We start from the raw sequence: 25,773 nt of genomic DNA, 5'->3' as shown, positions 1-25,773 counted from the left end.
ACCGCAGCCGCATCGGCATCCTGGGAAGAGTTTTGATCTTTAAGCCTGATCCAGTCCTTGAAGGATTGCCAGGCTTCAAAATCAGGCGCGCCGGAACATATCAATGCTTCCGGCGCTCATTCTCGCCAATTGCCGTTCGGTCGACTGAGTGCCATTCTCGGGCGAATCGAGAGTTTTTGGCCATACGCAGGGAGTGACCATAGGAAATGCTAAGCGTTTTCCCAGTGCCGCAAGACGATAAGAAGGGCCAGCCGCAAGCGTTTGCAGAAGCCTTATGGATCGACCTCCTGAGTCCTAGCAGTGCTGAGCTAAAGGAAGTGGAGGAGGCCATTGGCGCGCCTCTCCCCTCCCTTGGTGCCCTTAGTGAAATCGAAACGTCGAGCCGACTGAGAAATCAGCATGGCGTGCTTTACATGAGTACGCCGTCGGCAGCCCGACATCCGGAGGGGGCTGATACGACACCTCCCCTCGGATTTGTCTTATCCATGGATCGCCTTGTCACGGTCCGGTTCATGGCACTGCCGGCTGTTGACGCCATCGCGGCCGGATTTGCCGGAGAAGATGCTCCAAAATCGAGCCTCGAGGTCTTCACATTGCTCTGTGAAGACATTGTCGACCGCGTTGCCGATGCTCTTGAGCACCTGGCAGGAGAGCTCAATGGCCTTTCAACAAGCGCCTTTCGCGCTGAGGACCCCCGCGGCCACCATGCAGCCCGCGCAAACAAGCTGTTGCGAGCACAATTGCGCCAGGTGGGGCGTCTAGGAGACCGTTTCTCCGAGATTCGAGACGGTTTACAGGGCCTCGGGCGCGTTGTGACCTACACTGAGCAGCAAGCCAAGGGGTGGTCGGAAAATCTGGAACCGCGTCTGGCAGGGTTATGCCGAGATATCCATTCGCTCGTGGATTATGAAGAGCAACTTGCCAACAAAGTCCAGTTCGTGCTTGACGCTCTCGTCGGCCTGATTGGCATTGCTCAAAATGACATATTCAAGGTTCTGACCATCGTATCGATCGCCGGCATTCCTCCAACCCTTGTTGCCGGCATCTACGGCATGAACTTCAAGAACATGCCGGAATATGATTGGGCCTGGGGATATCAATATGGTTGGGCTGTCATCATACTTAGCACCCTCATTCCATTGGTTTGGTTCAAGGTGAAGGGCTGGTTCTGATGGCGGGTGATACAGCGGAACCTGGATCACCCTGCGCCCCACGCCCACAACAGTAGCATTCCACCCAAAAGGCCAAGAGCTGAGGACCCCCACCAGGCCGAGCGTCTCCGTGTCAGGGCGGCCACGGCACCCAGCGCGATTGCAACCTGCAACATGGCGACGGCGTAGGCGTAGTAGTGGTGGCGATGAATGAGGAGATTGGCCTCGCCATCCTTCTCGTCCCGCATTTTTTCAAGTTCATGCGCCGCAGCGCTGATTGATTTTTCTTCGTCCGCATATCGTCGGTTCGTTTCATCGAGATCCGGCGTCACCGGCTTGCCTTCCGCGGCGAGAAGCTCCATCTGCGATTTGAGGATCGCAATCTTGATACCTTTCGCCTGATAATAGGCCCACTGATCGGAGGCTTGGGCCTGCTTTTGAGCCGCCTCCGTCTTTAACGCCAGCGCCTCATTGATTGAGCCCCCCGCCAGGAGGGAGCCGATTGCTGCGAGCGCGGCAAAGAACGCCGTTGTCAGAGCGATGAAACGCAGCAGCGAGGCGGATTTCTTCTCGATCTCCTCATCGATAGCTTCACGCAATTTGTCGGTATCAACCTCGATCTCTTCAGGCATTGTGCAGCTCAAAAAGTGAAACAATCAGGGTACATATTTTTGCATGAATCTTCGCATCTGGAACTAGGCTGAGAAGGAATTTCCCCAATAGTATCCAATTCTCGAAGGGAACCTGCCCGCGTTCTCGTCAACCGGCCTCGCTTACTGACCGTCTGATTACCGAAGCTGTCGAGTTTCACGACGCTTTAACCCGGATTTTCATTTGAGGATGATCCGTTCAGGCACGGGGAACCAATTGATGAATCTGCTATATCGATATCGAAGCAGGGTAACCACGAAAGGCAAAGTTAGGTGAAATCTCGACGCAAATGAACACTCAATCGGCACTCCGGCTACAAGCAGCTTACTGGGGTTCGACATATGTCAACAGCATATGTGTTTCGAGAACCAGGTGAGCCGGCATGCATAACTGAGCAAAATCCGCAATTGCTGCACCGCCAATACATCAGAGCCGTGCTAGATCTCGCGTCCATGAAAACCGCTACAGAACAAAGCTACCGTCGGCGCATTGCCCAGGTCATCGAGGCGATCATTCTCGACCCCGCAGCACCCCATTCCGTCGAAAGCCTGGCGGCGATCGCGCATTTCTCGCCGTTTCATTTTCACAGGCTCTATCGGGCGATGACAGGCGAAAGCGTTGCCGCCACGATCCGCCGGGTACGACTTGCGCAGGCCGCAAATCAATTGGCCGCGAGTCCTACCTCGGTCACCGAGACAGCGCTTGAGGCAGGCTACGACAGCTCGCAGAGCTTCGCCCGCGCCTTTCGCGGCATGACTGGCCTCACCCCGACTGCATTCCAGCTTCAACAGCAGGCGATCACTGCAAATCTGCCGACCGTTACGGTCAGCGACCAACCTCCCGCAACGCTCTTCGGGCTGCGTCACGAAGGGCCGGCCCAGACGATACCGCACACCTATCGTCGGCTTGCGCAAAGGCTGGCGGCGCGCGGGCGCGCCTGGCATGACAGGACACGTATCGGCATCGGCTCCGGCGATCCCGAACAGCGGGTGGGGTTCTGGTATTTTGCAGGCATCGTCCTGCCACCGGGCGATGTCGCGGCCGAGGGCCTGGAGCAGCGTGATCTGCCTGGCGGCCTCTAACCAAATCGAAGGCTTCGTCCGAGAGATCGATTCAAAGGTTGAGGCAATTAGCACCGCCTGTCGCGAACAGTCGGTTGGCTTGAGCGAAGTCAACACGGCTGTAAATTCGATTGACCAAATGACGCAGCAGAACGCCTCCATGGTCGAGGAAACAACCGCCATCAGTCATTCGCTGGCATCTGACTCCGAATTACTGGCGGATCTGGTTCGTCGATTTAAGCTCAACCGCCGCAAGTCCATCCGTGATCCGAACGCTCAATGGTCCGAGAGTGCGAAGATACTGCCCTTTGCCTCCTGACTTTGCAGCATGCAAAAGTGCGACTTCTAATTCGATTTCATCGACGGGCAATCCGCTGATTGACGACTATTTTTGGTTCGCTGGGGAATAACGCCAATAATGTCTGTTGCGGCTCTGCACTTCTAATCTTGGATTCATGAAGTTGACATAAGAACATATCGCCAATCGGGAGAATTCAAAATGCAGAACATCAGGAACATCTTACAGGCGGTTATTTTTACGGCAGCCATTGCTTCGACTTCAACGACTTGGGCCTCGGGCTTCGAGAACATCATCATCTCGAACACCAAGGACGCCGATGAGACACAGACGACGCTTCCGGCGAACAGTGCTGCTATCTATCTGTCCGCAGGCGTTTCAGATGACATCGACTCAGGTTCAAAAATCACCGTTTCATGGATCGCTGTTGATACGAACGGCGTGGCACCAGCAAACTATAAGATAGACGAAGCCAGTTTTGATATCGGCTCGCTGGAAAACCACGTCGACGCGTCGCTTAGCAAGCCGAATGCAGGGTTCCCGGTCGGCAAATACGAGGCTGTCCTGTCCGTGGACGGTAAGGTGCTTGAGAGCGTCGCCTTTTCCATTAAATAGGTTCACCTAGACATCAGGCCCGATTGAGACGACTGCCGATTGAAGCTCATCCGCAATTGAGCCCTTCATTCATCAGGTTTTCAAGATGGTGGCGCCGGACCCAACTGAATAACGCGATTGGAAGGATCGAAACTCTGTTGTTCGATCCTCTTCAACGATCGAGCAAAAACCGGTCGAGTTTGCCGTTCGGACTCCCGAAAAACAGATCCTTGAACAAGCTGGAGATATGGAAAGCCTAGGCCCGCAGACGAGCCGGTAATTGATATGGGCCTAGACCGCGGACGCCTATCTAGGAGAAATTCGATGCACTTGAATGACCAATTGACAAAAATCCTGATGTGAAGGATCTGAACCGGCAACCACATCGCCAATCAACTTTATGGCTCAATGGTGGGTAAGGTGCAGTAATCCATCTTGCGCACCCTCGTACTCCATGAATGCTTTTGGGCATGAGAACAGAACGCGTCTATCTGCATTGATAATCTGGGTCTAGTTTCCAGGGTATATTGCAAGCGGTTTAAGTTAACGTATCCTGAGAACGAAATGTCTGCAGATGATTGGCTCTTCAGCAGGAAATCAAAATCGCGCATGAACCGTCGGCTTGTCGTTCTCTCCATTTCCCTCGTCGTTGCCGTCGTCATCATGAGCTCCTTTGCCAGCCGCTCTGCCTTGGGGCTGGTCATTAGAGCTTGCGAGGTCAATTCTACCCTCACGGCATCGCCGTATCCGTGCCTCAAGATAGTTCACGCACAGGATCCATTGTCGTCCTACGTCGTTCTTCGGGAGCCAACCAACAAGGAGCGCACCGTTCTTGCGCCACTCGCCGATGTGTCCGGCATTGAAGATCCCCGTCTTCTGGCGGCGGACGCGCCGAACTACTTCGAGGATGCTTGGAGAGAGCGAACCGATGGACTTGGACTGCCCGCGTGGAAGGATTCGCCGCGGAATTTCGCGCTGGCGATCAATGCCGCCAATTGGCGCACCCAGGATCGGCTTCATATTCACATGGGGTGTCAGACGCCTCGCTTTCGCGCTTTGCTGAAGACCCATGCGACGGAGATCGGAAGCAGGCGGTTCACGAACCTAAAAACCAAGGCCGGTTGGTGGGCTATATTCTACGAGGCCGATGACCTCTCCAACATGAACCCGTTGAAACTCGTCGCAGACGGCATCCTTGGCGCCCGCTCGAATATGGAAAACGTGATCATTGGAGTCTTCAGCTCCACATCGGCAGACGGGCAGCATGGCTTCTATATTCTGGCGAGAATAATTGGAGAAAACAATGCCCGTGGCTCCGCGGAAGATATGATCGATCCCAAGTGCCAACTCTAGACCGTCATGTTAGAGACTCTATTTTCCAGATCTTAAAATATGCCCGCGCGACAGAAAAGGTGCCGCGATGCCTGTGCGCTTGAGACGCAGTTGTGTCCGTACCAATGTTCGCACATATCACTCGGTCTTTCTTAATAGAGCCCTCCGGCAACAAAATCTAGACGAGGCACACATCCGCTGTTGTGCCCCCAATTGCATATCTGCAAATAAACGACGGCTTTCGATCATCAGCATCTGCGACTGTTAGACAAAGTTGAGAAAGTGCCGTTGCCGATGCCAGCGTTTGGTTTTGGGAGCATGCGACAGCGACACTATCGCTTTTGACGCAGAACAACATCAAAACCGGCGCAGAATACTGTTGAGAGGCCGCTCTACAATAAAATAAAACATGATGCCCACGGCCACAGCTAAGGCAAAAGCAGCTATAACAAGCCCATCAGCGGCCGAACTATTCATATGTGCCAGCCTCGCTATCTCGATAATCTTTACGACAGGAAAGTAAAGAAATGGAACATGAACGAGATAGATCGAGTAGGAGGCATCTCCGATCAATATGAACCCCCTTGGCCAAGAGGCAACCTTTTCGAATGAGAGGATGCATGCAACGAAAAGCGATGATGGCAATCCCCAAAGAATGAACCTTATATTTTCGTTCATGTCGATGAACAGAGAAGGGATAATTGCAATCAAGGTAACGCCCATCAGCATTGAACGATATTTTGTCAGTAGATCATCCGAATAGAGTTTGGCGAGGGCGCAGCCAAATAGGAATTCGATCGCGATAGGATTGCGAAGAAAGGCGGCGATAGCCATCGGTTCGGGCAGAAACTGGCCAAAAACTATCAGTGAAATTATTGCGAATGATAGCGGGAAAAGAAAATTGTAGCGGAAAAGCGCAACCGTGAAAGCGAACAAAAAATAGAAATAAATCTCGTAACTTAACGTCCAGCCTACACCCAGTATCGGCTGAAGCACCATATTCTTGTCGAAACTCGGGAACAAAAGGAGCGAGGCAAAAACCCTTGTCGGTTGCAAGTCGTAAGAAATGCTCCCCCTTGATATGCTCGCCGCTGCCAAGAGCACGAGCAGGCAAGCAGTCATCACCCAATATGCCGGATATATCCTGATCGCCCGACGCTTTAGAAAAGCGCTAAGCGGTTTTCTCTTCTCAAAATACGGCGCTGCGACATATGTCATGATGAAGCCGCTCAGCACAAAAAAAATGTCAACGCCGACGGCGAGGCGCTCATAGAACCAAGGCGCGTCGAGAAGACCAGGCTTGGACCATCCATCGGCCGCGTTCACTGTAAAAAGACGGATCGCGTGGTGCAGAACAACTAACAGGCATGCAAAACAACGAATGACCTGTATGGATGAAAGGCCTTCGCTTTTCAGAGGCACGGGCACAGATTTCGTTGGGAAGCTGATGATAGACAATTGAACCCCTAACGTCCGGAACGGTTCGCAGTTTTCTCCAGGCTCTCTGCGATGGCTGCCCAAATAGGCTTTTTCTGAAAGTTGGAATCGAGTGGTAGAGCTCGAGGATACTGACCATCGGGCCAACGATACTTCTCGCTGCTAGCGAGCCACGTGTACCTGTCACTGAGCCCCCACGTGAGAATCCCAATCGTATTTTGGCTGTCCAAAGCCACATCAAGAAAGTCGCGTGTTACCGCCGCGACATCTGTATCTCGGACGTTCGGATCGACGCTGCTGCCACCTCTGTCGCTTACATCGAGCTCCGTAACCATGAGCTTTAGGTTGTAACCTTCGAGGTCGCGAATGAAGCGGCGGAAGATTTCGGGATCAAAACCGTCACGATAAGGGTGCAAGTGCCCCTGGATTCCGAAACCTTCTATGGGAACGTTCTGGGCTTTCAAACGGTCAAGTAATTTCAGGACCGCATATCGTCTACGCTCATTCCATCTAACTGGCGCCTCCACACCGAATTCGTTCAGCATGAGTATCGCCTCAGAATCCACAGCCTTAGCGGCTAAAAATGCAAGCGCTATATAGTTTTCGCCCAGCGCGTCGAACCAAATATTTTTACTACGCATACCGTCTCTGCGCCCGTCGTCAGGTTCAATCGCCTCATTCACGACGTCCCAAGAGTGAACACGGCCTTTGTATCGCGTAGTAACAGCCGTGATATAATCGGTCAGCACACTCTCTTTTTCCGAAGTCGTTCCTCGAGATGACAGGAATTCAGGCAACCATGGAGGATTGGCCGCGTACCAAGCCAATGTATGGCCGCGAACCCTCTGCTTCATCTGCATCGCCGCGGAGAAGATGTAATCTGAGCCAGAAAAATCATAGCGACCAGGCGCCGGCTGAAGCACTTCTCGCTTTAGCTCGTACTCTGGCACCAGTATTCCGACCTCCGCCGCTACGGCGGCACGAAATCCGGCATCTTCGCGCAAGATCCGAGACTTTACTGCACAGCCGTACAGAAGACCCTTCGCCGCCGCGAGCTTGGCAAGCGAATTTTCTGATGCCCACAGAGAAGTGGGCACCAAGGCAGGCACCGCCGCCGCCGAGATTATACCGGAAATGAACTCACGTCGTCTCAAGATCACCTCGCCAGTTTTTTGAAATCCGCAGCCATCCGTTGGTCATGGCTCGATAGTGTCGATCTCGAAGGAAAATTTGCAGGAAAATGACGGCGGCCAACTCTATTGGATAGGCTCGGTGGAACAAGGCCCTTAAAAACAGGAATGTCGCCTTGCCTGGTCTCTTCTCCGCAATGCTCTTAGCCAGATGCCAGCCACGGTATCCGTGATATACTTTCGCCGGAATGTGATCGCGAATGTCCTCAAGCCAATCAAGATCCCCTAACGGCTTTCGCCCGGTTGAAAGCCTTTCGCGATCGGCGTCATCGGTCCACACGACCGTAGGATGGTTAGACATCACAAAACTATGTCCTGACAGCTGCAGTCTGATCGCAAAGTCTGTATCGTCGCCGAAGCTGACGTCCTCACGGTAGCGCACCCCCTTGGCGATGTCGGCCGGCAGAACCAGTCCACTGGTTTGCACGAAGCCACGATCACAAACCAGATATGTGGCCATATTCTCGTTTTGACGAATGCCACGCGGAGGCTTCACGAAGGCGCTCATAGAGTCCCTTATGACCAGCACTGGAGCATAGGCGATTGTAGCATCTGACGACGCCAGCAGCGCTGCCATAGTCTCCAAATGATCGGGGAGAAAGAGATCATCGGAATCAAGAAATGCGATGTATTTCCCAATTGCCTCGTCGATGCCCTTATTCCTGGCGGCACTCGCTCCTCGGTTTTCCTGTCGAAAGAAGCGGATACGTGGGTCTTGTATCGCAAGGATCGCCGATCTCGCATCGTCGGTAGATCCGTCATCGACGACAACGACTTCAAAACTCTGGAAGGTCTGGGCGAGCACCGATCGAACCGCGGCAATAACTAAACTTGCCCGGTTGTAGACCGGGATGACTACCGTAAAGATTGGCCCATCAGAAAACATACGGGGGAACGCGCTCGAATACGGAAAGACGGTCATCAAGCTCTGCCAAAACGAGCGACAAAGGTGTTGACAATCGTTCTATAGAGTGACCGAGGCATATAACCCCTCAGGATTTGCCGGGCGGTCGTTTTCGTGGAAACCCCTCCCCATACCCAGCCCTTGAACAGGTCCACTGCAGCGACCAGCGGCTTCACCCGGGCGAGGTGGTAGGCCAGAACGGTCGCACGATACCCCAGCTGTGCTCTTCTCGTTAAAAGATGGCCACGCTTGTCGAGCCATTTCGTAGAGGCCTCAAAGCCGGAGAGATACGATGTTCTGCCGACTTCGCTGCTATCCAGCCAAATCGTCAGGGGCTCGTCGATCATTTTGAACTTTCCGCCTGCAGCCTGCAGACGGATGCAAAAATCGAGATCCTGCCCTCGACGCAAGCCGGGATCGAACAGTACCTCTTTCGCAAAGTCGGATTCCAGAACTATTGTCGATGTTTGAATGAGCTGGTTTGCGCAGAAAAGATACTCTCCGACATCCTCGGATTCTCTGATTGCGCGATCAGGGCGCGTCCAAAATTTTTCCACGCCACGATCGACAATCATCGATGAATACAGCACCATTCGCTTGTCGATCGGCAGTTCGCGTGCATAAAGACTCAGCTTATTCGATACGAACAGGTCGTCTGAATCGAGCAGCGCAACATATTTGCCATTCGCATTGAGAATACCGTTGTTGCGCGCTGCCCCGCCGCCGCCGTTCGTTTGTCTGATTAAACGAATACGATCGTCATTGAAGCGCCCGATCACACGACCGGGATCGTCTTCTGAGCCGTCGTCCACCACGATAATTTCGAAATCTTGAAAATCCTGATTGAGGACGGATTCGATCGTTCGGCCGATGATGTGTTCTCTATTATAGGTGGGGATAATAACGGAAAATAAAGGTTTTCGCATTTTCGACTTTCGTACGAGAAGCAGGCAAAATAGCCACAGGTTAGATTGAGTTGAGCTTTTTGGCTAACAGACGCGGGCGGAGATTAATGGGCGATGATTGTCGTTTCTTTCCGATTTGCCCATTCAGGTGAACCACCAGGATTGTCGTGAAAAGCACGATCCAAACCTCGCGATCGCGGGTATAGAGTTGGGTCTCCATCATATTTTCTAGCAAACCAAAAAACCAAAGCGAGAATAGCATTGCATAAAAGGGTACGCTGCGTGGCGAAGGTGGAAATAGGAATTGCAGCAATGGTATCAGAACAGCGGCGATCACAGCGACAGACAACCCCGGCAAGCCGGTTGTTGCCAGAATTTCCAGATAACCGTTGTGAGAATGGACGATAGCCTCCAAGAAATCATCAGTAATGTATGGCAAGATAGGCGGCGTGCTACTGACGGCCCATAAGGAGCTATAGCCTGAACCAAGCCATGGATGGTCCGCCCAAAACGCCAGTGCCGTATTCCAAATCGCTACACGACCAGTGAATGACTTTGGATCGGAAAAGATGGCGGATAGATGCTCCGAATATCCCCAAGCTGCGGCAAATACGAGTGATGCGGCCAGGAAAATCATAAGTAGAACGAGCAGTCGTCCAACGGCACTATGCCAGGCTGCCCGATAAACGAATCCCGCGGGCATCGCCAGCAAGAGAAGACCTAACGGCGTCTTCGCTTTACAGCCTACGAGAAACAGGAGACACACGACGAGAAAGAACCAATCTTTCCAACGCCTTTTCACCAAGGCGTAGTGTAGAAAAAGTATTGCCGCCATCGCACAAACCGCGCCGGCGGTGTTTTTATGAATGAAAACGCCCTTCCAGCCTCCAACGATGCTTTGGTCCACTTCGGTTGGAGGATGAACTGCAAAAGAAGGGAACAAGAAAACTGAAACAAGGGATGCTGTCATGCAGGTAGCAAGTGCTGCATACAGGACGTTCATGCTGCGTTTTGGGCCGAGAAAGTCGATCGAGATTGCTATACTACCAAAGACGAAGGCGAGAAGAACCGCGCGACGAAATGATACGTTCGGATCATAAGCCCATGTCGTGCTCAGCAATATCCAGCATAACAGAATAATCTGGGGAATCGACACGCTTCGAGGAAGAGCCAATCCCCGTGTTTTAATCCAGATACCAACGAAGGTTATAAAAGCAAGCGTATAGGCTGCCTGCTTTACTTTGTCGCCTGCCTCCGTCGCATCCATTCGGGCCAATCGCGCATCTAAGGAGTCAGATTCACCAACCGATATCCGAACAAGCACTACCAACAAAAATACGAAGAAGAGTATTTCGATGAACCGGATGAATCGGTCTGTATGTTCTTTCCTAACCAAACGCGGCTGCAACTGAGACAGATTTATGACCTCTACCGACATCAAGCTCTCCTCGTTCTTGCGAAGCCGGCAAGCCCCATCATCGCGTCCCACCATTGCTTGTTAAAGAGCCAACTCAGAACAAGATAGGACAGGCCTCCGGTCGCTAGGCCAACAAATAGCCTCAAAAGGTCACCTTCCAGGCGGAAAGTCGTTCCGAGCGAGATTGCTATTGAAAGGCCGGTGATAAGCAGGGGCGTTACCCACTGCATTGTATACTCGATGACCCCTGCATTAGTGATCGGCTGGACGATCACGATCCAGGCGACAAACGTAAAAGCAAGGTAGAAAATCGTCAGCACGGTCGCCACTCCCACCGCGCCCCAAAGCCCGCCGAAAATAATGGTTGGGACGATGCAGACCGTCACGCCAACACTTTGCGCCAAGGCAAGACGAGCGTTGCCGGTGCCATACAGGAGGCTTCCAACGGGGTTCCCCAGCGCACGAAACATTCCCCAAACTGCCATTATCCCCAAAAGATCAGCAGATTGTGCCCACTGAGCACCGAAGACGATCTGAACCACTTCATGCCGAAACGCCGCGATGGCTCCGTAAATTGGAAAATTGATTGCCGATGTCATTCGGATCGTTGCTAGATATATTCGTCGAAGGAGATCGCGGTCACCTTGCGCCTTAGCAATTAGGGGCGTCCCAACCCTTGTCACGATTGGGTTCGTTGCAAACATGACTTTCAAGGTCAGCTCACGTGGAACGGTGTAAAAGCCGAGAGCTGCACCGCCGAGTAATCGTCCTACAATTATGACATCTGCCTGAAGTGAAGCAGTATTGGCCAGGCTTGCGCCAAGCAAATAGAGACCAGACTTCAGATACTCGGATGCTTCATGCAGCCGAAAGTGGCACGTTGGCAGCCAGCCATCGCGGTTGAAAATCCAATAAAATAAGCTATTTGCTCCGGCGAGTACTACGACGCCTGCAACCAACGAATAGACCCCTCCGCCCAAAAAGGCGATTGTGATCGTGACCACCGTACTCAACAATGCAGAGGCCATCTCCACTATTGCGATCGACCGAAATGCAAGCCGCTTTTCTGCCAGAACCTTTATCTGCTGGCCCAGAGCAAGCAGAAAGAATGAGCTGCCGGCAAGCGCCAACGGCACTTCGAGCTCGTGCGTGTTATAGAAATTGGCCGCGAGCGGGCTTGCAACCCATACTGCGGCGGATAGCGCGGCACCGACCAAGACATTCAGCCAGTAAAGCGTCGACAGAACTTCCCTCGATATGTCCCTGGCATAAATGATGGTTGAGCTGACACCCAAGTCTGCGAAAAGTTGGATGAATGCCGTAACACTCAAGATCATCGCCATCACCCCGAAGTCATGCGGAGAAATCAGGCGAGCCAAGATTATTAGCTGACCGGTCTGCAGCACGACACGGCTGACTGTCACGAATGTCGTCCATCTGACGGCAGAGAAAGCTTCTGCTCTCGCGCTCATGGTGTTGTCCCCGGTATTCCATAGGCTCGCACCAAGTTCGCGATCTGGACGTCATTGCCGCCGTTTTGGCCCCGGTTCGAATTTTGCAACGCAACGCTCTGCGACCCTGTCCATTCATAGAACCTGATCCAGCCGTCTATCTTTCTGATCGATGCTCCATTCAGTCTCGCCATCCAGTTTAGCCAGACATCGTCGGTGGTCGGGCACAGCTCACGAATTTTCGCAACATTGGTAGCATCGGCATGAAGTATCCCTGGTGGATACAACACACCGCCAACACCGGTGAAAAACACGTCGGGGCTGCACTGAGCGAACCTGATATTGAAGACCCAGCTTTCATAGGGCTGAAATCCGTCTTCGGACCGACGCATTAGATGCGCACGATGACAAAGCACCTCGGCCACACCGTCGCGGTACTCATCCACCAGACGCCTCAGCCAGGAGTTTGGGTAGTATACGTCGTCGTCAGCTGTAACGATGATCGCATCACGATATAGTTCGAGCCCGGGGATCACTTTCTTATACGAGCGCAAGTCTTCCGTTGCGCGAATCGTAAGGCCGTATGCTTTAAGCGCGGTGACTGCAGGTGTCAGTCGATCCATATCCTCATATGCGATCCAGAGCACCACCTCGTCCGCTCTCACGTCCTGCATGAGAATGGTTTTCAGAGTGAGTTCCAATACGTCGAACCGCTTGGGATAGGACGTTAGGGAAACAACAAGCCGATGAGGCAGGCCATGTGGTGGCGCAGGGCGTCGGTGTTGCCAGCGCCATCGGGTCCAGGCTTCCAACCCATGCATGAAGGTCGGCTTGAGGATGTTCTTCAGCATCCGCATCAAGACGCTACCTTTCCGAAAATGAAAATAAGCCGCAGCTTCATGGTCAACGTGCGCCCTGGTCGATCATTGTTGCCGCAATAGGCCCGGCGGGACGCGGCGACCTCATTGCGAGGACGATGCCTAGCGTCATAACGGTTTGACCCAAAATTACGCCGATCGTCGAATAGATCGGACCCAAGAGAAAAAGTAGGACGGGCACCGTGATCAAAGTGAGAATAGAGGACTTGATGCTTGCGTCGGCCAGCTCTCTGAACCGTCCTTCAGCCTGCAGAAAGACGTTCAAGGGGGTTTGGATACACTGCACCAGACACACAGCCGCCCATAGGACAAATGAGATCACGATCAAGTTTGCATCAAGGCCGGGCTTGAATGCGAGAGCCGGGAAAAAGCGCACTATGCATGCGACGGCGACAATGGTCGAAACCCACATGAATCCAAGCACAGCCATGAATCGCGCCGCATATCGTAGGGCGCCAGTCCGATTCCCGTTAGACAAGGCCCGTGCCATTGCCGGCCTCTCGATTTGGGTCAAGGAGACCATGCAGACCCCAATAGGCCGAAGAAAGAGCATCGCCGCCGCAATAGGCGCGAATGCCGCTGGCCCCGCGATGGACGTGACGATGTAGGCGTGCGCATTCGATGTTGCTTCCGTTGTCACCAGGCCAGCAACCGCCCAGCGAGACTGATCGCGCCATATGGGACCGTAGGATGCTAGAGCGCTCCGCAAACTTACACGGAAGTGTTTGGCCAGGAATGCTCTGCCGAACGGCAACATCCCGGCGGAGCCGGCGATCACGAAGAGACCCGCAGCTAACGAAAGAGACATCCCGTAGAACCACACCACCGTCAGGCATGCCAGAAGGACCGTTGCATAGACAACATCCGACAAAGCAGCTTTGACAGGATTGTGCATCGCATATGCTTCAGTGCGGGCAAACCACCTGATAGTAAACAAGGCACTGGAAGCGGCAAATGCAAGAGCCGTCACGACCGTACCTGTTCCAAGCCAGAAAACCGCTAGAAACGTCACAATAGCGTTGCAAAATGCCAGACCCGCATTGATGAGAAAGAGGCCCCCGGCGGAATGCATGGATCTATCCGCGTTAATCAGGACCGTGAAGGGCGCGGCTACCATTGAGTTACAGAGACCAGATCCAAATTGCATCAATGTCAGCATGAAAGCGACTAGGCCGAATTCGGCATTGCCGAGACTATGAAGAACGGCGAGCTGCATAAGGAGATGACTTCCGGAAACCGCCGCCGTCGCAAATGTCGATAGCCCGTAGTTCCCAAGAAGGCGGAAGATATCCTTAATGTTTGTCGCCACGCGGCGGTCCTCATTTCTAGCTTTTTACGAGGCGGATCACACTCCGCGGCTGCCCATTTTCCAATCGACTTCAGGTCTCACTTCTTACCGACGGCAAAGTAGCTGAAGCCGTGGCGGCTGACTTCGGCGGCGGGGTAGATGTTACGTAGATCGACCATGACAGGTGTCTTCATTGCGGCCTTCAACCTTTTGAAGTCGAGGGCGCGGAACTCATCCCATTCCGTGACGATCACGATCGCATCCGCGCCCTTGGCCACCTCATAAGGGTATTCGCCGTAGGTAATCGGACCGAGAAGATCCTTAGCAGCATCCATCCCTTCCGGATCATAGGCGTGCACTGTTGCGCCTCCATCAAGGAGTGCCTGAATGATGGTGATCGAGGGGGCATCACGCATGTCATCGGTATTTGGCTTAAAGGTCAAGCCGAGCACTGCAATCTTCTTACCACGTACGCTGCCATCGCAAGCCGCGATCACCTTGCGTCCCATGGCTCGCTTACGGTTCTCGTTGATGGCGACGGTTGCCTCGATGAGCCGAATAGGGCTGTCGAAATCCTGTGCTGTTTTAACCAGCGCCAGCGTGTCTTTCGGGAAGCACGAGCCGCCATAGCCCGGACCTGCGTGTAGAAACTTGTCGCCGATGCGCTTATCCATCCCAATACCCTTGGCGACCTTTTGAACATCCGCGCCAATCTGTTCGCAAAGGTCGGCGATCTCGTTGATGAAGGTGATCTTCATCGCAAGGAAAGCATTGGCAGCGTATTTGATCAGTTCGGACGTGCGGCGTTCGCAGAAATAAAGCGGTGCTTCATTCAGATAAAGCGGGCGATAGACCTCTCGCATCACCTCGACGGCACGAGAATCCTCGGTGCCGATAACGATACGGTCGGGGCGTTTGAAGTCGCTGATCGCCGCGCCCTCTCGCAGGAACTCGGGGTTCGAGACGACTGCGATATCTTTATCCGGAAACTCTTCGCGGAAGATGCGCTCGATCTCGTCACCGGTGCCGACGGGGACCGTGGACTTGGTGACGACAACGGTAAATCCAGTGACGGCGGCGGCGATCTCGCGCGCGGCGGCATAGACGTAGCTGAGATCCGCATGGCCATCACCGCGACGGGAGGGCGTGCCGACAGCGATGAAAACGACGTCGGCGACGGCGACGGAAGCAGCGAGATTTTTGGAAAAATCCAAGCGGCCATGCATGCGGTTTTGGTCAATGATCGCGTCGAGACCAGGCTCGAAGATCGGCACTTCGCCGCGTTCCAGGGCGTCGATCTTGGCCTCTGATTTGTCCACGCAGGTCACGTGATGACCAAAGTCTGCAAGGCAGGCACCAGAGACAAGACCGACGTAGCCAGAACCAATCATAACAATATGCATGCTGCTCTCTTACCTTCTTGATATCGTCCAAAACAAATTATAGAGCGAAATGCTGCGCTGCAGCAAAGCAATTCTAGATGGAAAGTCAAGTAATTAGTGTCGGATCCAATCAACTTGCTTTCACAATTTACGTCAGCATTCCCAGCAAGAAACCTGGCACTACTCCAGGCGGACCTTTTCTTCTCCATGCAACTTTAGCGGCCATGCACAGTTCGATATTCCGCATGTCCGTAACCCATGAGCCCCGCTATTTTTCCTAGAACACGGGCCGCGAGCCTCACGGCTTCGAAACGACGGGCTGGATGCCAAAAGAAGACGACAAGATTCATCGCGACAAAAGCCATCGTCGCGGCAATCTTGAGAGTTTCGCGCAGTGTTCCAAAGCCGGGCGGACGATGTTTTCGATTTACTAAACTATAGGTATTGCCGATCCGGTATGCCCGCTCCAACATCCACCGTGCCGAAGACCGCGATGCTGGCATTTCCTCATTGACGATCGCCTCGGACGACCAGGCAAATCGTGCGCCCTGGAGTTTCAGGGCAAGAAAAAGGTCTGTATCTTCTCCGCCGAGGAGATCGAAAGCCGGATCGAACCATGGCGTCTTTCTCTGGCGAAAAAGATCGGCGCGAATAAGTACATTGCAGGTTCCATCGACAAATTCGACGGCTCCTGTTTGAATTTTCGAAAAGTCTGCGAGATTTGCGCTCTTCAGATATGGAGGCACCGGGGCTGCAAAAACGCGCTCAACCGGACCGCCAACGATGTCGGCTTCAGTTTGCTGTTGCGTCGCGAGCAATGACTGAATCCAGCCAGAAAGCGGCCACTCATCGTCATCTATCATGGCAATAAATTCCACTCGCGGATCCTTGATGGCCTCGGCGACGAGAGCATTTCGGACCTGAGATATGCCACGCTGCGTCACAACGATCGCCGTAAGCGGAAACGGGAGCCCCGCATTTTTTAACTCCTCGCATACCGTAAACCCCGCCCGTCCAACCGCATCGTTATCTGCGACTATGACACGTGAAACGCCTCGAAGGTTCGCCTTCCCCAAAGCGTCAAGGCAGCGAGAAATACCAAGCGGCCGGCAAAATGTCGCGATGCATACGACCGTGTTAGGCGAAGTGCACATGGCGTCTCAACGCTTTCAACGTTCCGATTCCTTGAAGGTTCGTCAAACTACGCCTCCCGATAATACGAAACATAGCGTGACGTATAATATTCCTCCGATCCGAAGTCCTGGTAGAACTTGGCCTTTGTCGGATCAACCTTACTTAAGATCACACCAGCGCACTTGTGATGAAGGCGCGGCTCGTTAAGGACAGAAGTACGGACAATCTTGCGTGAGGTTGCTCCCCATTCGACGACATAGATCAGCGATTCAAGCAATGGCAACGCGGCACGCGCGTCAACAACTGGCCGAAGAGGCGGCAGATCGAGGATAATATAGTCATATTGCAAGCGCGCTTCTTCAAGCAGCCGCTCCATGGCGGGAGACGCGAGTAGATCCGATGAGTGAGGAATGCGGCGCTTCAAAGCGCAAGGCAAGAATGCCAGCATAGTCTGTGGATCGGCGAGAAGCGCTTCAGCAATCTGCCGCTCGCCAAGGAGCACTTCCAACAATCCCACCTCGGCGTGCAGGCCCACCGCCCGGGTCGAGCCGCGATTACGCAAATCTGCGTCAATCAGCAACGTCTTTGCACCCTGCATGGCGAGAAGCTGAGCAAAATTGACTGCCACAGTTGATTTCCCCTCACCCGGAAGCGTCGATACGATACCGACGACCTTGCCGGTTTTTTGGCCGGTCTGAAGATCAACAGCCATTTTGGCGCTACGCATGGTTTCGGCAAATGCTGACCCCGGATGGTCAGCGACATAGCGAAAGATGTTTGAAACCGGCCACATCGCTCGTGGGTTATTGCCGACTTCCGTCTGCTTCAGAGCTGACGAATCCTTGATCAACTGTGTTGAGCCGAGATACTCGAGATCAAGACTTTGGCGGATCTGCTCTCCGGTGCGGAAATAACGGTCACGGAATTCGCGGTAGGCGCCAATTCCACCGCCAAACGCTAGACCCAAGAGCGTCGCTATAGCTACGACAAGCGGCTTTTTCGGCTTACTAGGCTTTATGGGAGGCTTCGCCTCAGTGATAACTCGCGCTTCGACGAGCGGGAAGGATTGCTGTTGCGACGCCTCCTGAAAGCGTTGCATGGATGTCTCCAGCAACGATCTGTAGCTATCGCTTGTACGCTCAAGTTCGCGCAATTGAACTTGCGTCTCATTGGCTGCAGCAGATACCCCGGTAGCTTTGTCCAAACTTGCGCGAAGAGTGCTTTCCTTGGCTTTTGCAACCTGCAGCTCGCTTTGATAGCTCTCCGCTATCCGGCTCATTTCATCGAACATGAGCCGCTCATATTCGGCCATTTCGCTCTTCAGCCGCGTTACTTGACCATGATCTGGGCCTAGGCGGCCTGACAGTTCGGCCGCGGTCTTGGCGGCCGTTAGATATTTTTGTCTCAAGTCATTTGCGACAGAGCTATCTAGCACATCGGATACAACCGCATCTGTGCTGCCGCTCTTTATAATGGCTTCTATGCGATCGAACTTCGCCTGAGCACGCGCGGTTTCCTGTTCAGCAGCGATGAGCGCGCTACTTTGTTCGACCATTTGCTGATCGCTGACGAGTGTTCCATCTTTCATCGCAATTAGATTATGCTCTGCGCGAAACTTCTGAACCGCAAGATCCGCATTGGCAGCTTTCTGCTTCAATTCATTGATTCGCTGTTCCAACCACTCGCTTGCTCGACGAGTTGCCTCGTACTTTGAATCTAATTTGTCGACCAGATAGACATCAGAAAAAGTATTGGATATCTGAGAAGCGAGCGCCGGGTCCGCGGATGTATACCCAATGCTGAGAACGTAGGTTCGACCAACGCGATCAACGTCCAAATTGTCAAGCAAAGTCTCGACTGCTAGCATTTTCGGATCTTCCTGGGCGAGCCCATCGCTTCCAATTATGCTCTTGAGATAGGAACGCACCGCGCCCAAGATCGTATCGCCCGAAGACATGAATTGTTCGTTGTTGGTCAGATCTAGTTTCTTGACCACTTCGCCCGCAATGAGATCCGATTTCAAAATTTCCAATTGGCTCAGTACCGTTGCCTCGTCATCGACAGTGATGCTCGAGTCAGACAGCTGGCTGACGATTCCGCTGTTGCCCTTGTCGATGAGGAGACGGCTTTCCGCAGTAAACTTAGGCTCAGCCGTGAGCGCGTAGGCTATTCCTAGTATCATGAAAATAACAGCGCAGGCGGCAATCACACGCCATTGCCGTCGAGCGATCGCAATCAAGCGATCCAGATCGATCGGCTGCATGGCAGGACCCGCTTCCCAAACATCATCACTTGCGGAGGCCACTTTATCAGGAGACAGCATTTATCGCTCTTTATCTGCGTGTTGACGTGACCGGGCAAAGGAGAACCAATACTCCCCTACCGATTCCTATGGCATTGAGGCTGGATTGAAGTCGCAGCCTTTCATGTCGGCGCACGTGGCCGAAAAATCGCCCAGCAGTATTAGCGCCGCGCTCTCGCTACGAGAGCAATTCCGTGATCTGGTTGCCCCGCCGCCCTGTCGTCGACACACCTTGGTCGGCGGAGCATTTCCCTTAGTTACCGACAGTCTTGGCCTGGCTTGCAGTCGACGCTGTTACGTTCAGAATATTGAGAAGTTTCATCGTATCCACGGAGTCCGAGTTGGATACATAGACAACATCCTTGTCCTGCATGGCAAATTTTTGCGCCGTGAATAGACCAGCCGGATCACGAAGGTTCGCACGGAATATGACCGGGACCATATCACCGGCAAAGCGGGATACATCGACACCCATGTTTTGCAACTGATACCGGGCCACCGGGCGATAAACATAGACTTGCGATGGATTGGCACGACTATCGAGCAATCCGCCTGCTTTCCCGAGAGCGTCACTTAGGGTCAGATTGCTATCGGCAAAATCAAACCGACCGTTCTCGCCTGACGCACCGAAAATCGTGTAGGTCCTGCGCTTATGATCGGCGATAACTGTGTCGCCGGCCGCGAGATAAATATTTTCGGCAGGATTGTCGAGAAGCGTGCGGTAGGCGATTGTTGCAGTCCGGCCATTGCGCTGCACCGAAATATCCGTCTCCATGCCGGCTTCCGACAAGCCACCCGCCTGAGATATGGCATCCAGTACGCGCTCACCCGCAGACGTGAGTTCGAATTTTGCTGGTCCCTTCACATCTCCAACAACGGAAAACTGGCTTGATCGATTGGTCACCATGGTCAGCACAACCTGTGGCTCGATGGCCCGGTTGTTAAGCTTCTTGGCAATCGCTGCCTCAACATCCTCTTTCCTGCGACCGGCCGCAGCGATCGATCCAGCAAAGGGTATGCTAATCGTCCCCTTGCGATCGATAGTCTGATTGGGAAGGGTCACGTAATTGCCGGGCCGGCTTCCGGCATCGCTCGGAATGAACAACCCGCCTGACTGCGCCTCAAAGATCGAAACCTGCACGATGTCGCCATAGCCGAGAAGCACATCTGCCGGCCCACGCGAGCTACTGCCGAAACTACCGCGCAACGAAACAGGACCACTAGACTGAAAATATCCGATGGTATTGCGATTCAGATCAACCAAAGCATACTGAATACCAACCTTCTTGTCTCCAGACGCCACAGTAAGACTGGCAGTTGACGCAACAGAGCGACCATCGGGACCCGATTGAGGAAGCGATGTACAGCTGCATAGTACAAGTAAAAACGCAAGGGAGACCCCTTGCATCGCAAGATTATTCATTGCGTTACAAAACCCATTAAGTTCCTTTTTACGCCTTTACCAAAAGAGTTATATAAAGGCTAGTGCACTGCAACATGTTTGACAAAGTTGGTAAATGGCGACCTCTTGATGTGGCAATGAAACAACAGATAAACGTTAGAAGAATCTATAATACCCCTGGAGCACTTGCGCTTGTTGTGTTTTCCTCTAATCAAAAACAGAACTTCTGCCAACGCTCATTTTTGACACTAAGCCAATAATACAATCATCAATAGGCTCATCAGAAATTTTGACCTTTAGCGACAGTAAAAGACCCTAGTCGCCCGAGAAGAGAAGGCGTACTTCATGTATGATGAGCGGATGACGGCAGATCCCGATTCTACGATTGCTCCAAAGACGGATAAAGGAGCTGGTAGAATTATTCCCATTGCCAAGGACGCAGGCAGCCCGATAAAGGGAGCCTACCGTCGCGATATCGACGGTTTGAGAGCAGTTGCCGTTGGCTTGGTCCTTCTCTACCACACCGGCGTGACGCCATTGCGAGGCGGCTTTATCGGAGTAGACGTTTTTTTCGTCATTTCCGGCTATCTGATCACGCAACTTCTTAGAACTGATCTCGATGCCGGTTCATTTCGAATCAGCACCTTTTATGAACGGCGCATTCTGCGGATCTTTCCAGCACTCTTCTGCGTCATAGCTGTGACGCTCGCTGTCGCTCCCGTTATCCTGTTCCCTGTTGAATTGCGGACCCTGGCGGAAACGGCGATTTCCGCGCTGGCATCGGCATCCAATCTCTATCTACTCGGATCAGACGGCTACTTCGGCGCCGACACGCTTTCACAACCGCTCCTGCATACGTGGTCACTCGGCGTCGAGGAACAATTCTACCTAATTTTCCCGCTACTGATGATCGTTCTGGCCCGTCGTTCGGTCCGAACGGCGCAATGGACGATAGGCGCTATCCTTCTGGCAAGCCTCGGCGCGGGGATCGCTCTTGCCTATATTAACCGGGATTATGCCTATTATTTTCCGGTGACCCGGGCTTGGGAGCTTCTGATTGGGGCGCTGTTAGCCTTCATTCCAACGGTTACGTTCCGTCGGTGGGTTGCCGAATTCGCGACGGCCATCGCTTTCGCGGTTCTGCTTGCATGCGCGGTGAAGTTTCATTCTGGCCTGGCGTTCCCGGGTTTTTACGCAGTCGCGCCCTGCTTGGCCGTCGCAGTCATCATATTCTTCGGCAGCCGCAACAAGACACTCGTCAACAATCTTCTTGGCAGCCCCGGCTTTGTCTGGTTCGGCAAGATCTCTTATTCCGTCTACCTCTGGCACTGGCCCATTCTGATCTACTATCAGCTCTCGACCGGGAGACTGCTGAATGTGAAAGAAGCCGCCCTGTTGTGTGTTGCGATCACGCTGATCGGGACACTATCATGGCGTTATGTCGAACAGCCTTTCAGAGCTCGTCGCATTGCCAGAAGCAGCTTCCAGATATGGGCGGGAGCGCTCTGTGGGACGGGAATACTCTGCACCGCGGCAACCGCGACCTTGTTGCTGTCCGTTCACCAGCCTTTCAATGAAGGTGAACGCCTGGCAGCCTATCTCGATTACAACGAAAATCCCGTCTATCGCCGCGGAACGTGTTTCATGTTCGGCCACATTGATTCCATTGCGAATTTTCCGAGCCAAACATGTCTCAACGCGTCGAAGACGAAGCCGAACGTTCTCATTGTCGGAGATAGCCATGCCGCCCATCTTTGGTCAGGCCTCAATGGTGCGATGAGGGACATGAACGTGATGCAGGCGACGGCCACCGGATGCAAACCTGTCCTTGGAACACGGGGGGAACGTGGCTGTGTCGCGCTAGTGAATATGGTCTTTGGTGAATACCTTCAGCATCAGCCGATCGACATCCTTGTTCTGTCCGCAAGGTGGATCAGGCAGGATACGCCCGATGTCAGCCGCACGCTGGAAATGTTGCGCGGCAAGGTCGGCAAGATCGTCGTTTTTGGCCCGATCGTCGAGTACTATCATCCCCTTCCGCGCCTTCTTGGCCAGTCTGACTGGAGAAACGACGCCTCCATCCTTTTAACGGGGCGCAACAATGAACAGAAAGGCACAGACGAAGAACTCGCCCATGCAGTTACAGCTGCCGGCGCATCCTATATCTCGACTTATTCGCTGCTTTGTCCGAAAAGCGGCGACACTTGTACGACATTGGCTGGCGGAGTTCCGGTACAATGGGACTATGGACATTTGACCGCTGAAGGATCGACTTTCGTTGCCACGCGAGCGATTGAAACAGGCCTGCTGACAGTCAGCAAGTGACCTTCATCGAAGCGATCAACACGAGCGTCATCGCAGGGACAAGACAGGCTTTCGAAATCTGGCCCGGGTGGTTCAGTAAAATTTTTACGAGAGCGTTGCCGATGAAGTACGAGGGCGTTTCCGTTCAAAGTCCCTGGAAGCGCCGCGACAAGACACTTTCACAATCCAAAGAGGCGCGGATCTGCAGACACCCCGACCGGCGTGCTTGTAATCTTGTCTTGTCAGCGATCAATCGTAAGCCGGCGCTAACGCGCAGCGGCTTTTTCGTGAAACATCACAAATAGCGGATCTATGGTTCGGCCAGGCGAAGCCTAGATAATCTTGAATTTATACAGAAACTCTATCCGGACGGGATTAATTCAGGGAAATTATCCCGGAATTCTACGCTTGGCGTGATGGCAGTTTCGGCTTAAGTGTCCTATCGCTACATGATTGAGGAGCACACATACCTCAGCACCGAGCAAGCGGACGGCTCCTAAAAGCCCTGTCCACCCCTCAGCTCGGACAACAACGTGCCAAACAAGATCTTGATATCGAGACCAACCGAAAAGTTTTCGATGTAAAAGAGATCTGATGCGATACGTGCCCGCGCCTTTGCGGGGCGATCTGTCGGACCGCGCAAACCGCGCATCTGTGCCAGACCGGTCAGCCCCGGCCGTACGGCATGCCGCTTGTGGTATTCGACAACCAGCTCCTCATAAAGCATGCCTCCAGCCAACATTCCAATCGCATGGCAGCGTGGCCCAACCAAAGACATGTCGCCACGCAAGACATTCCAGATCTGGGGGAGTTCGTCGAGATTCGTGCGTCTCAGGAACGCTCCTACTTTCGTAATTCTCGGATCCCCGCGTACCGTCTGTGCCACGCCCGTAGGATCCCCAAGTTCTGTGCGCATGGACCGGAATTTCAGAACACGAATCTGTTTTCCATTCTTTCCCCAGCGCATCTGCGCAAAGAGTGGCGAACCCTTGCTCTCCAGACGAATGACAAGAGCAATAACCATCAGCAGCGGAGCAAGTATAAGAAGTGCAGTCGCGGAAATAGAGATATCCATTGCGCGCTTGCAGGCGAAATGCCAACGGCGCCCAGCAAGTTCGGCTTGAATTCTGGAAGACGCGATATCGGACGAATGGCTTTTACCAGAGGTCGCCAAACCCGGCGCAAATTGATTAGACGCGTCCTGATTTTGGACTACAGTGAACACTGGAGGCTCCATCGTGAAATGTGCATTATGCATTTGAATTTATTATATAATCTTACGATCGAAGTCACTTCGAATGTTAATAAGTGGTTAATGCGAGCGGTACTTCTATGACATCGGCTCAGATATTAGACCGAACTAACCAAGCCGCTGACAGATCCTGTTTGTCAACTAGTCGATCGAAGCTGGACGGTATTCTGCTCCGTGGTGCGCAACAACAAAAGCACAAGCGCGATCGGCGTTGTCGAGAGATAACGCCAGAACAACTTCCTTGGCTGGGTGAGCATCCTATGCAACCATTCCGTTCCCGTTTGCTGCATCCAAATAGGAGCACGACTATAGGCACCAGTCACATAGTTGAAGCAACCACCACAGGTAACTAGCCAATCCGCTTGAAGTCGGTGCTGGTTCCGGACACAGAAAGCCTGCTCTTTCGGCTTGCCGAGACCGACCCATACTATGTCGGCACCTGATGCATTGATTTCGGCACAAACGTCGGCTTCTTCCGCTTCGGAGAAGTAGCCATTGCGCATTCCGGCAATCCGCAATCCCGGATAAAGCTTGCGCATCGTCTCGGCACAAGCATCAACGACCTCGTCTGTAGCTCCGAGAAGAAAGAATGCTTTCCCACTCTTCTGTGCAGCTGATGCGACGTCATGGAAGAGATCCGTCGTCGCGCTGCGTTCGGGAACCGGAGTGTTTGTCAGCAATCTGGATGCGGTGACAAGAGGCTGGCCATCAGCATGTACGATATCTGCAGAATTGAGATGAGTGCGGTAAGTCTTGTCAAAAAGACATAGCGCCAGACCCTGGCCATTGATATCGAATAACAACTTTGCAGTGCTGCTGCCATGTGGTTTACCCGCAAGCATCAACCCAACCAAGTCAGCTCGCGAGACACAATCGGTTGGAACACCTCCGATTATGACTCGCTGAATGTTAGCTATCATATAAATACCCCAGCAATATGGAAATAATGCAAACTCAGGCCAACAAGACCCGCCCACCATGGTTATCAAATTGTTAAGGGAATTAATAACTCAAGAACAGTTTTTTTTGCAAGTGCTAAGGACCGTCCATTTTTGAATGCACCGCGCAAACACCAATTTTGGTCTGAATTTTTCATTAGCTTTTACTGGTTTGGAACCTCAATAAAGCTTGCCTTACGATTATCGTATAAAACTAATACAACAGATGCAGTAATGAGCTTAGAACCAGCCTATTCGATACGGCAAGGAGATGCAGAATTTACTTATATTCGGAAGATCATCATTCTCATGTGATGTGGGCTGCGCATCGAAAGGGCATCTTAAAACTAAGATAATGTCGCCGAATTGACACGCAGCTTTATCAAGCAAATGCCTGCAAGACACTCCAGTACGATCAGAGGAGCGCTTTTCTAGGACTAGGAGTCAATCCACATCTCAGCCGCGCTCGACGAGCGCCTTGAAATCGTCCTCGATGGTCGGA

At 52.9% G+C, this 25,773-nt stretch carries 21 protein-coding genes; 6 read left to right on the top strand and 15 right to left on the bottom strand.

Annotation, left to right across the window (positions count from 1 at the left end):
• Positions 1–206 precede the first annotated feature (206 nt).
• Positions 207–1,172 (top strand): magnesium transporter CorA family protein, encoded by a 966-nt coding sequence (locus AC13Q5_RS34755; protein ID WP_488504927.1) that lies wholly within the window; start codon positions 207–209, stop codon positions 1,170–1,172.
• Between the two features lie 26 nt (positions 1,173–1,198).
• Here AC13Q5_RS34755 and AC13Q5_RS34750 read toward each other — a convergent pair whose 3' ends face one another.
• Positions 1,199–1,783: a DUF4337 family protein gene (locus AC13Q5_RS34750; RefSeq protein WP_488504925.1), complete on the bottom strand. Its 585-nt coding sequence runs from the start codon at positions 1,781–1,783 to the stop codon at positions 1,199–1,201.
• Between the two features lie 471 nt (positions 1,784–2,254).
• On the opposite strand from AC13Q5_RS34750, the gene AC13Q5_RS34745 reads away from it, so the two are divergent.
• From AC13Q5_RS34745 to AC13Q5_RS34730, 4 genes are all read left to right on the top strand, one after another.
• Positions 2,255–2,884, top strand: a complete 630-nt coding sequence (locus tag AC13Q5_RS34745) for an AraC family transcriptional regulator (protein WP_488504924.1) — start codon at positions 2,255–2,257, stop codon at positions 2,882–2,884.
• 118 nt (positions 2,885–3,002) lie between these two features.
• Positions 3,003–3,182, top strand: coding sequence for a hypothetical protein (locus tag AC13Q5_RS34740; RefSeq protein ID WP_488504923.1), 180 nt, complete (start codon positions 3,003–3,005; stop codon positions 3,180–3,182).
• A 180-nt stretch (positions 3,183–3,362) separates the two neighbouring features.
• Complete coding sequence (locus tag AC13Q5_RS34735) at positions 3,363–3,776, top strand: hypothetical protein (RefSeq protein ID WP_488504922.1); 414 nt, start codon at positions 3,363–3,365, stop codon at positions 3,774–3,776.
• A gap of 588 nt (positions 3,777–4,364) precedes the next feature.
• The gene (locus AC13Q5_RS34730; protein WP_488504921.1) at positions 4,365–5,108 is read left to right on the top strand and encodes a CDP-diacylglycerol diphosphatase; all 744 of its coding nucleotides are present in this window, start codon (positions 4,365–4,367) and stop codon (positions 5,106–5,108) included.
• A 336-nt stretch (positions 5,109–5,444) separates the two neighbouring features.
• Here AC13Q5_RS34730 and AC13Q5_RS34725 read toward each other — a convergent pair whose 3' ends face one another.
• From AC13Q5_RS34725 to AC13Q5_RS34670, 12 genes are all read right to left on the bottom strand, one after another.
• On the bottom strand, positions 5,445–6,545 hold the full coding sequence (locus AC13Q5_RS34725; RefSeq protein ID WP_488504920.1) for an acyltransferase family protein: 1,101 nt from the start codon (positions 6,543–6,545) through the stop codon (positions 5,445–5,447).
• Positions 6,546–6,553: 8 nt separating this feature from the next.
• Positions 6,554–7,678 carry an endo-1,4-beta-xylanase gene (locus AC13Q5_RS34720; protein ID WP_488504919.1) on the bottom strand — a complete coding sequence of 375 codons (1,125 nt, stop codon included), beginning with the start codon at positions 7,676–7,678 and terminating at the stop codon, positions 6,554–6,556.
• Positions 7,665–8,636 carry a glycosyltransferase family 2 protein gene (locus AC13Q5_RS34715; protein ID WP_488504918.1) on the bottom strand — a complete coding sequence of 324 codons (972 nt, stop codon included), beginning with the start codon at positions 8,634–8,636 and terminating at the stop codon, positions 7,665–7,667. Before AC13Q5_RS34715 ends, AC13Q5_RS34720 begins: the two co-directional genes overlap by 14 nt.
• Positions 8,636–9,544, bottom strand: coding sequence for a glycosyltransferase family 2 protein (locus tag AC13Q5_RS34710; protein ID WP_488504917.1), 909 nt, complete (start codon positions 9,542–9,544; stop codon positions 8,636–8,638). Before AC13Q5_RS34710 ends, AC13Q5_RS34715 begins: the two co-directional genes overlap by 1 nt.
• Before the next feature lie 40 nt (positions 9,545–9,584).
• Complete coding sequence (locus AC13Q5_RS34705; RefSeq protein WP_488504916.1) at positions 9,585–10,961, bottom strand: O-antigen ligase family protein; 1,377 nt, start codon at positions 10,959–10,961, stop codon at positions 9,585–9,587.
• Positions 10,961–12,364, bottom strand: coding sequence for an MOP flippase family protein (locus AC13Q5_RS34700; protein WP_488504915.1), 1,404 nt, complete (start codon positions 12,362–12,364; stop codon positions 10,961–10,963). Before AC13Q5_RS34700 ends, AC13Q5_RS34705 begins: the two co-directional genes overlap by 1 nt.
• 44 nt (positions 12,365–12,408) lie before the next feature.
• On the bottom strand, positions 12,409–13,248 hold the full coding sequence (locus AC13Q5_RS34695) for a hypothetical protein (protein WP_488504914.1): 840 nt from the start codon (positions 13,246–13,248) through the stop codon (positions 12,409–12,411).
• 46 nt (positions 13,249–13,294) lie between these two features.
• Positions 13,295–14,578 (bottom strand): polysaccharide biosynthesis protein, encoded by a 1,284-nt coding sequence (locus AC13Q5_RS34690; RefSeq protein WP_488504913.1) that lies wholly within the window; start codon positions 14,576–14,578, stop codon positions 13,295–13,297.
• Between the two features lie 77 nt (positions 14,579–14,655).
• Entirely contained in the window at positions 14,656–15,960 is a 1,305-nt protein-coding gene (locus tag AC13Q5_RS34685) for a UDP-glucose dehydrogenase family protein (protein ID WP_488504912.1), read from the bottom strand.
• 194 nt (positions 15,961–16,154) lie between these two features.
• The gene (locus tag AC13Q5_RS34680) at positions 16,155–17,093 is read right to left on the bottom strand and encodes a glycosyltransferase family 2 protein (protein WP_488504911.1); all 939 of its coding nucleotides are present in this window, start codon (positions 17,091–17,093) and stop codon (positions 16,155–16,157) included.
• Positions 17,094–17,140: 47 nt separating this feature from the next.
• Positions 17,141–19,396, bottom strand: coding sequence for an AAA family ATPase (locus AC13Q5_RS34675; RefSeq protein ID WP_488504910.1), 2,256 nt, complete (start codon positions 19,394–19,396; stop codon positions 17,141–17,143).
• Between the two features lie 232 nt (positions 19,397–19,628).
• Positions 19,629–20,798: a polysaccharide biosynthesis/export family protein gene (locus AC13Q5_RS34670; RefSeq protein ID WP_488504909.1), complete on the bottom strand. Its 1,170-nt coding sequence runs from the start codon at positions 20,796–20,798 to the stop codon at positions 19,629–19,631.
• A gap of 324 nt (positions 20,799–21,122) precedes the next feature.
• Between AC13Q5_RS34670 and AC13Q5_RS34665 the strand changes: the two genes are divergently transcribed.
• Entirely contained in the window at positions 21,123–23,102 is a 1,980-nt protein-coding gene (locus tag AC13Q5_RS34665) for an acyltransferase family protein (RefSeq protein WP_488504908.1), read from the top strand.
• 475 nt (positions 23,103–23,577) lie between these two features.
• Here AC13Q5_RS34665 and AC13Q5_RS34660 read toward each other — a convergent pair whose 3' ends face one another.
• Together AC13Q5_RS34660 and AC13Q5_RS34655 are read right to left on the bottom strand one after the other, a co-directional pair.
• A complete protein-coding gene (locus tag AC13Q5_RS34660) occupies positions 23,578–24,306 on the bottom strand; it encodes a sugar transferase (protein ID WP_488504907.1) in 729 nt (242 codons plus the stop codon).
• A gap of 164 nt (positions 24,307–24,470) precedes the next feature.
• On the bottom strand, positions 24,471–25,253 hold the full coding sequence (locus tag AC13Q5_RS34655) for a WecB/TagA/CpsF family glycosyltransferase (RefSeq protein ID WP_488504906.1): 783 nt from the start codon (positions 25,251–25,253) through the stop codon (positions 24,471–24,473).
• Positions 25,254–25,773: the final 520 nt, after the last annotated feature.

The sequence above is a fragment of the Martinezella sp. CNPSo 3964 genome, assembly GCF_057784375.1.
The sequence above is the reverse complement of the archived record's forward strand: the minus strand, read 5'-3'. Positions and strand labels throughout refer to the sequence as shown.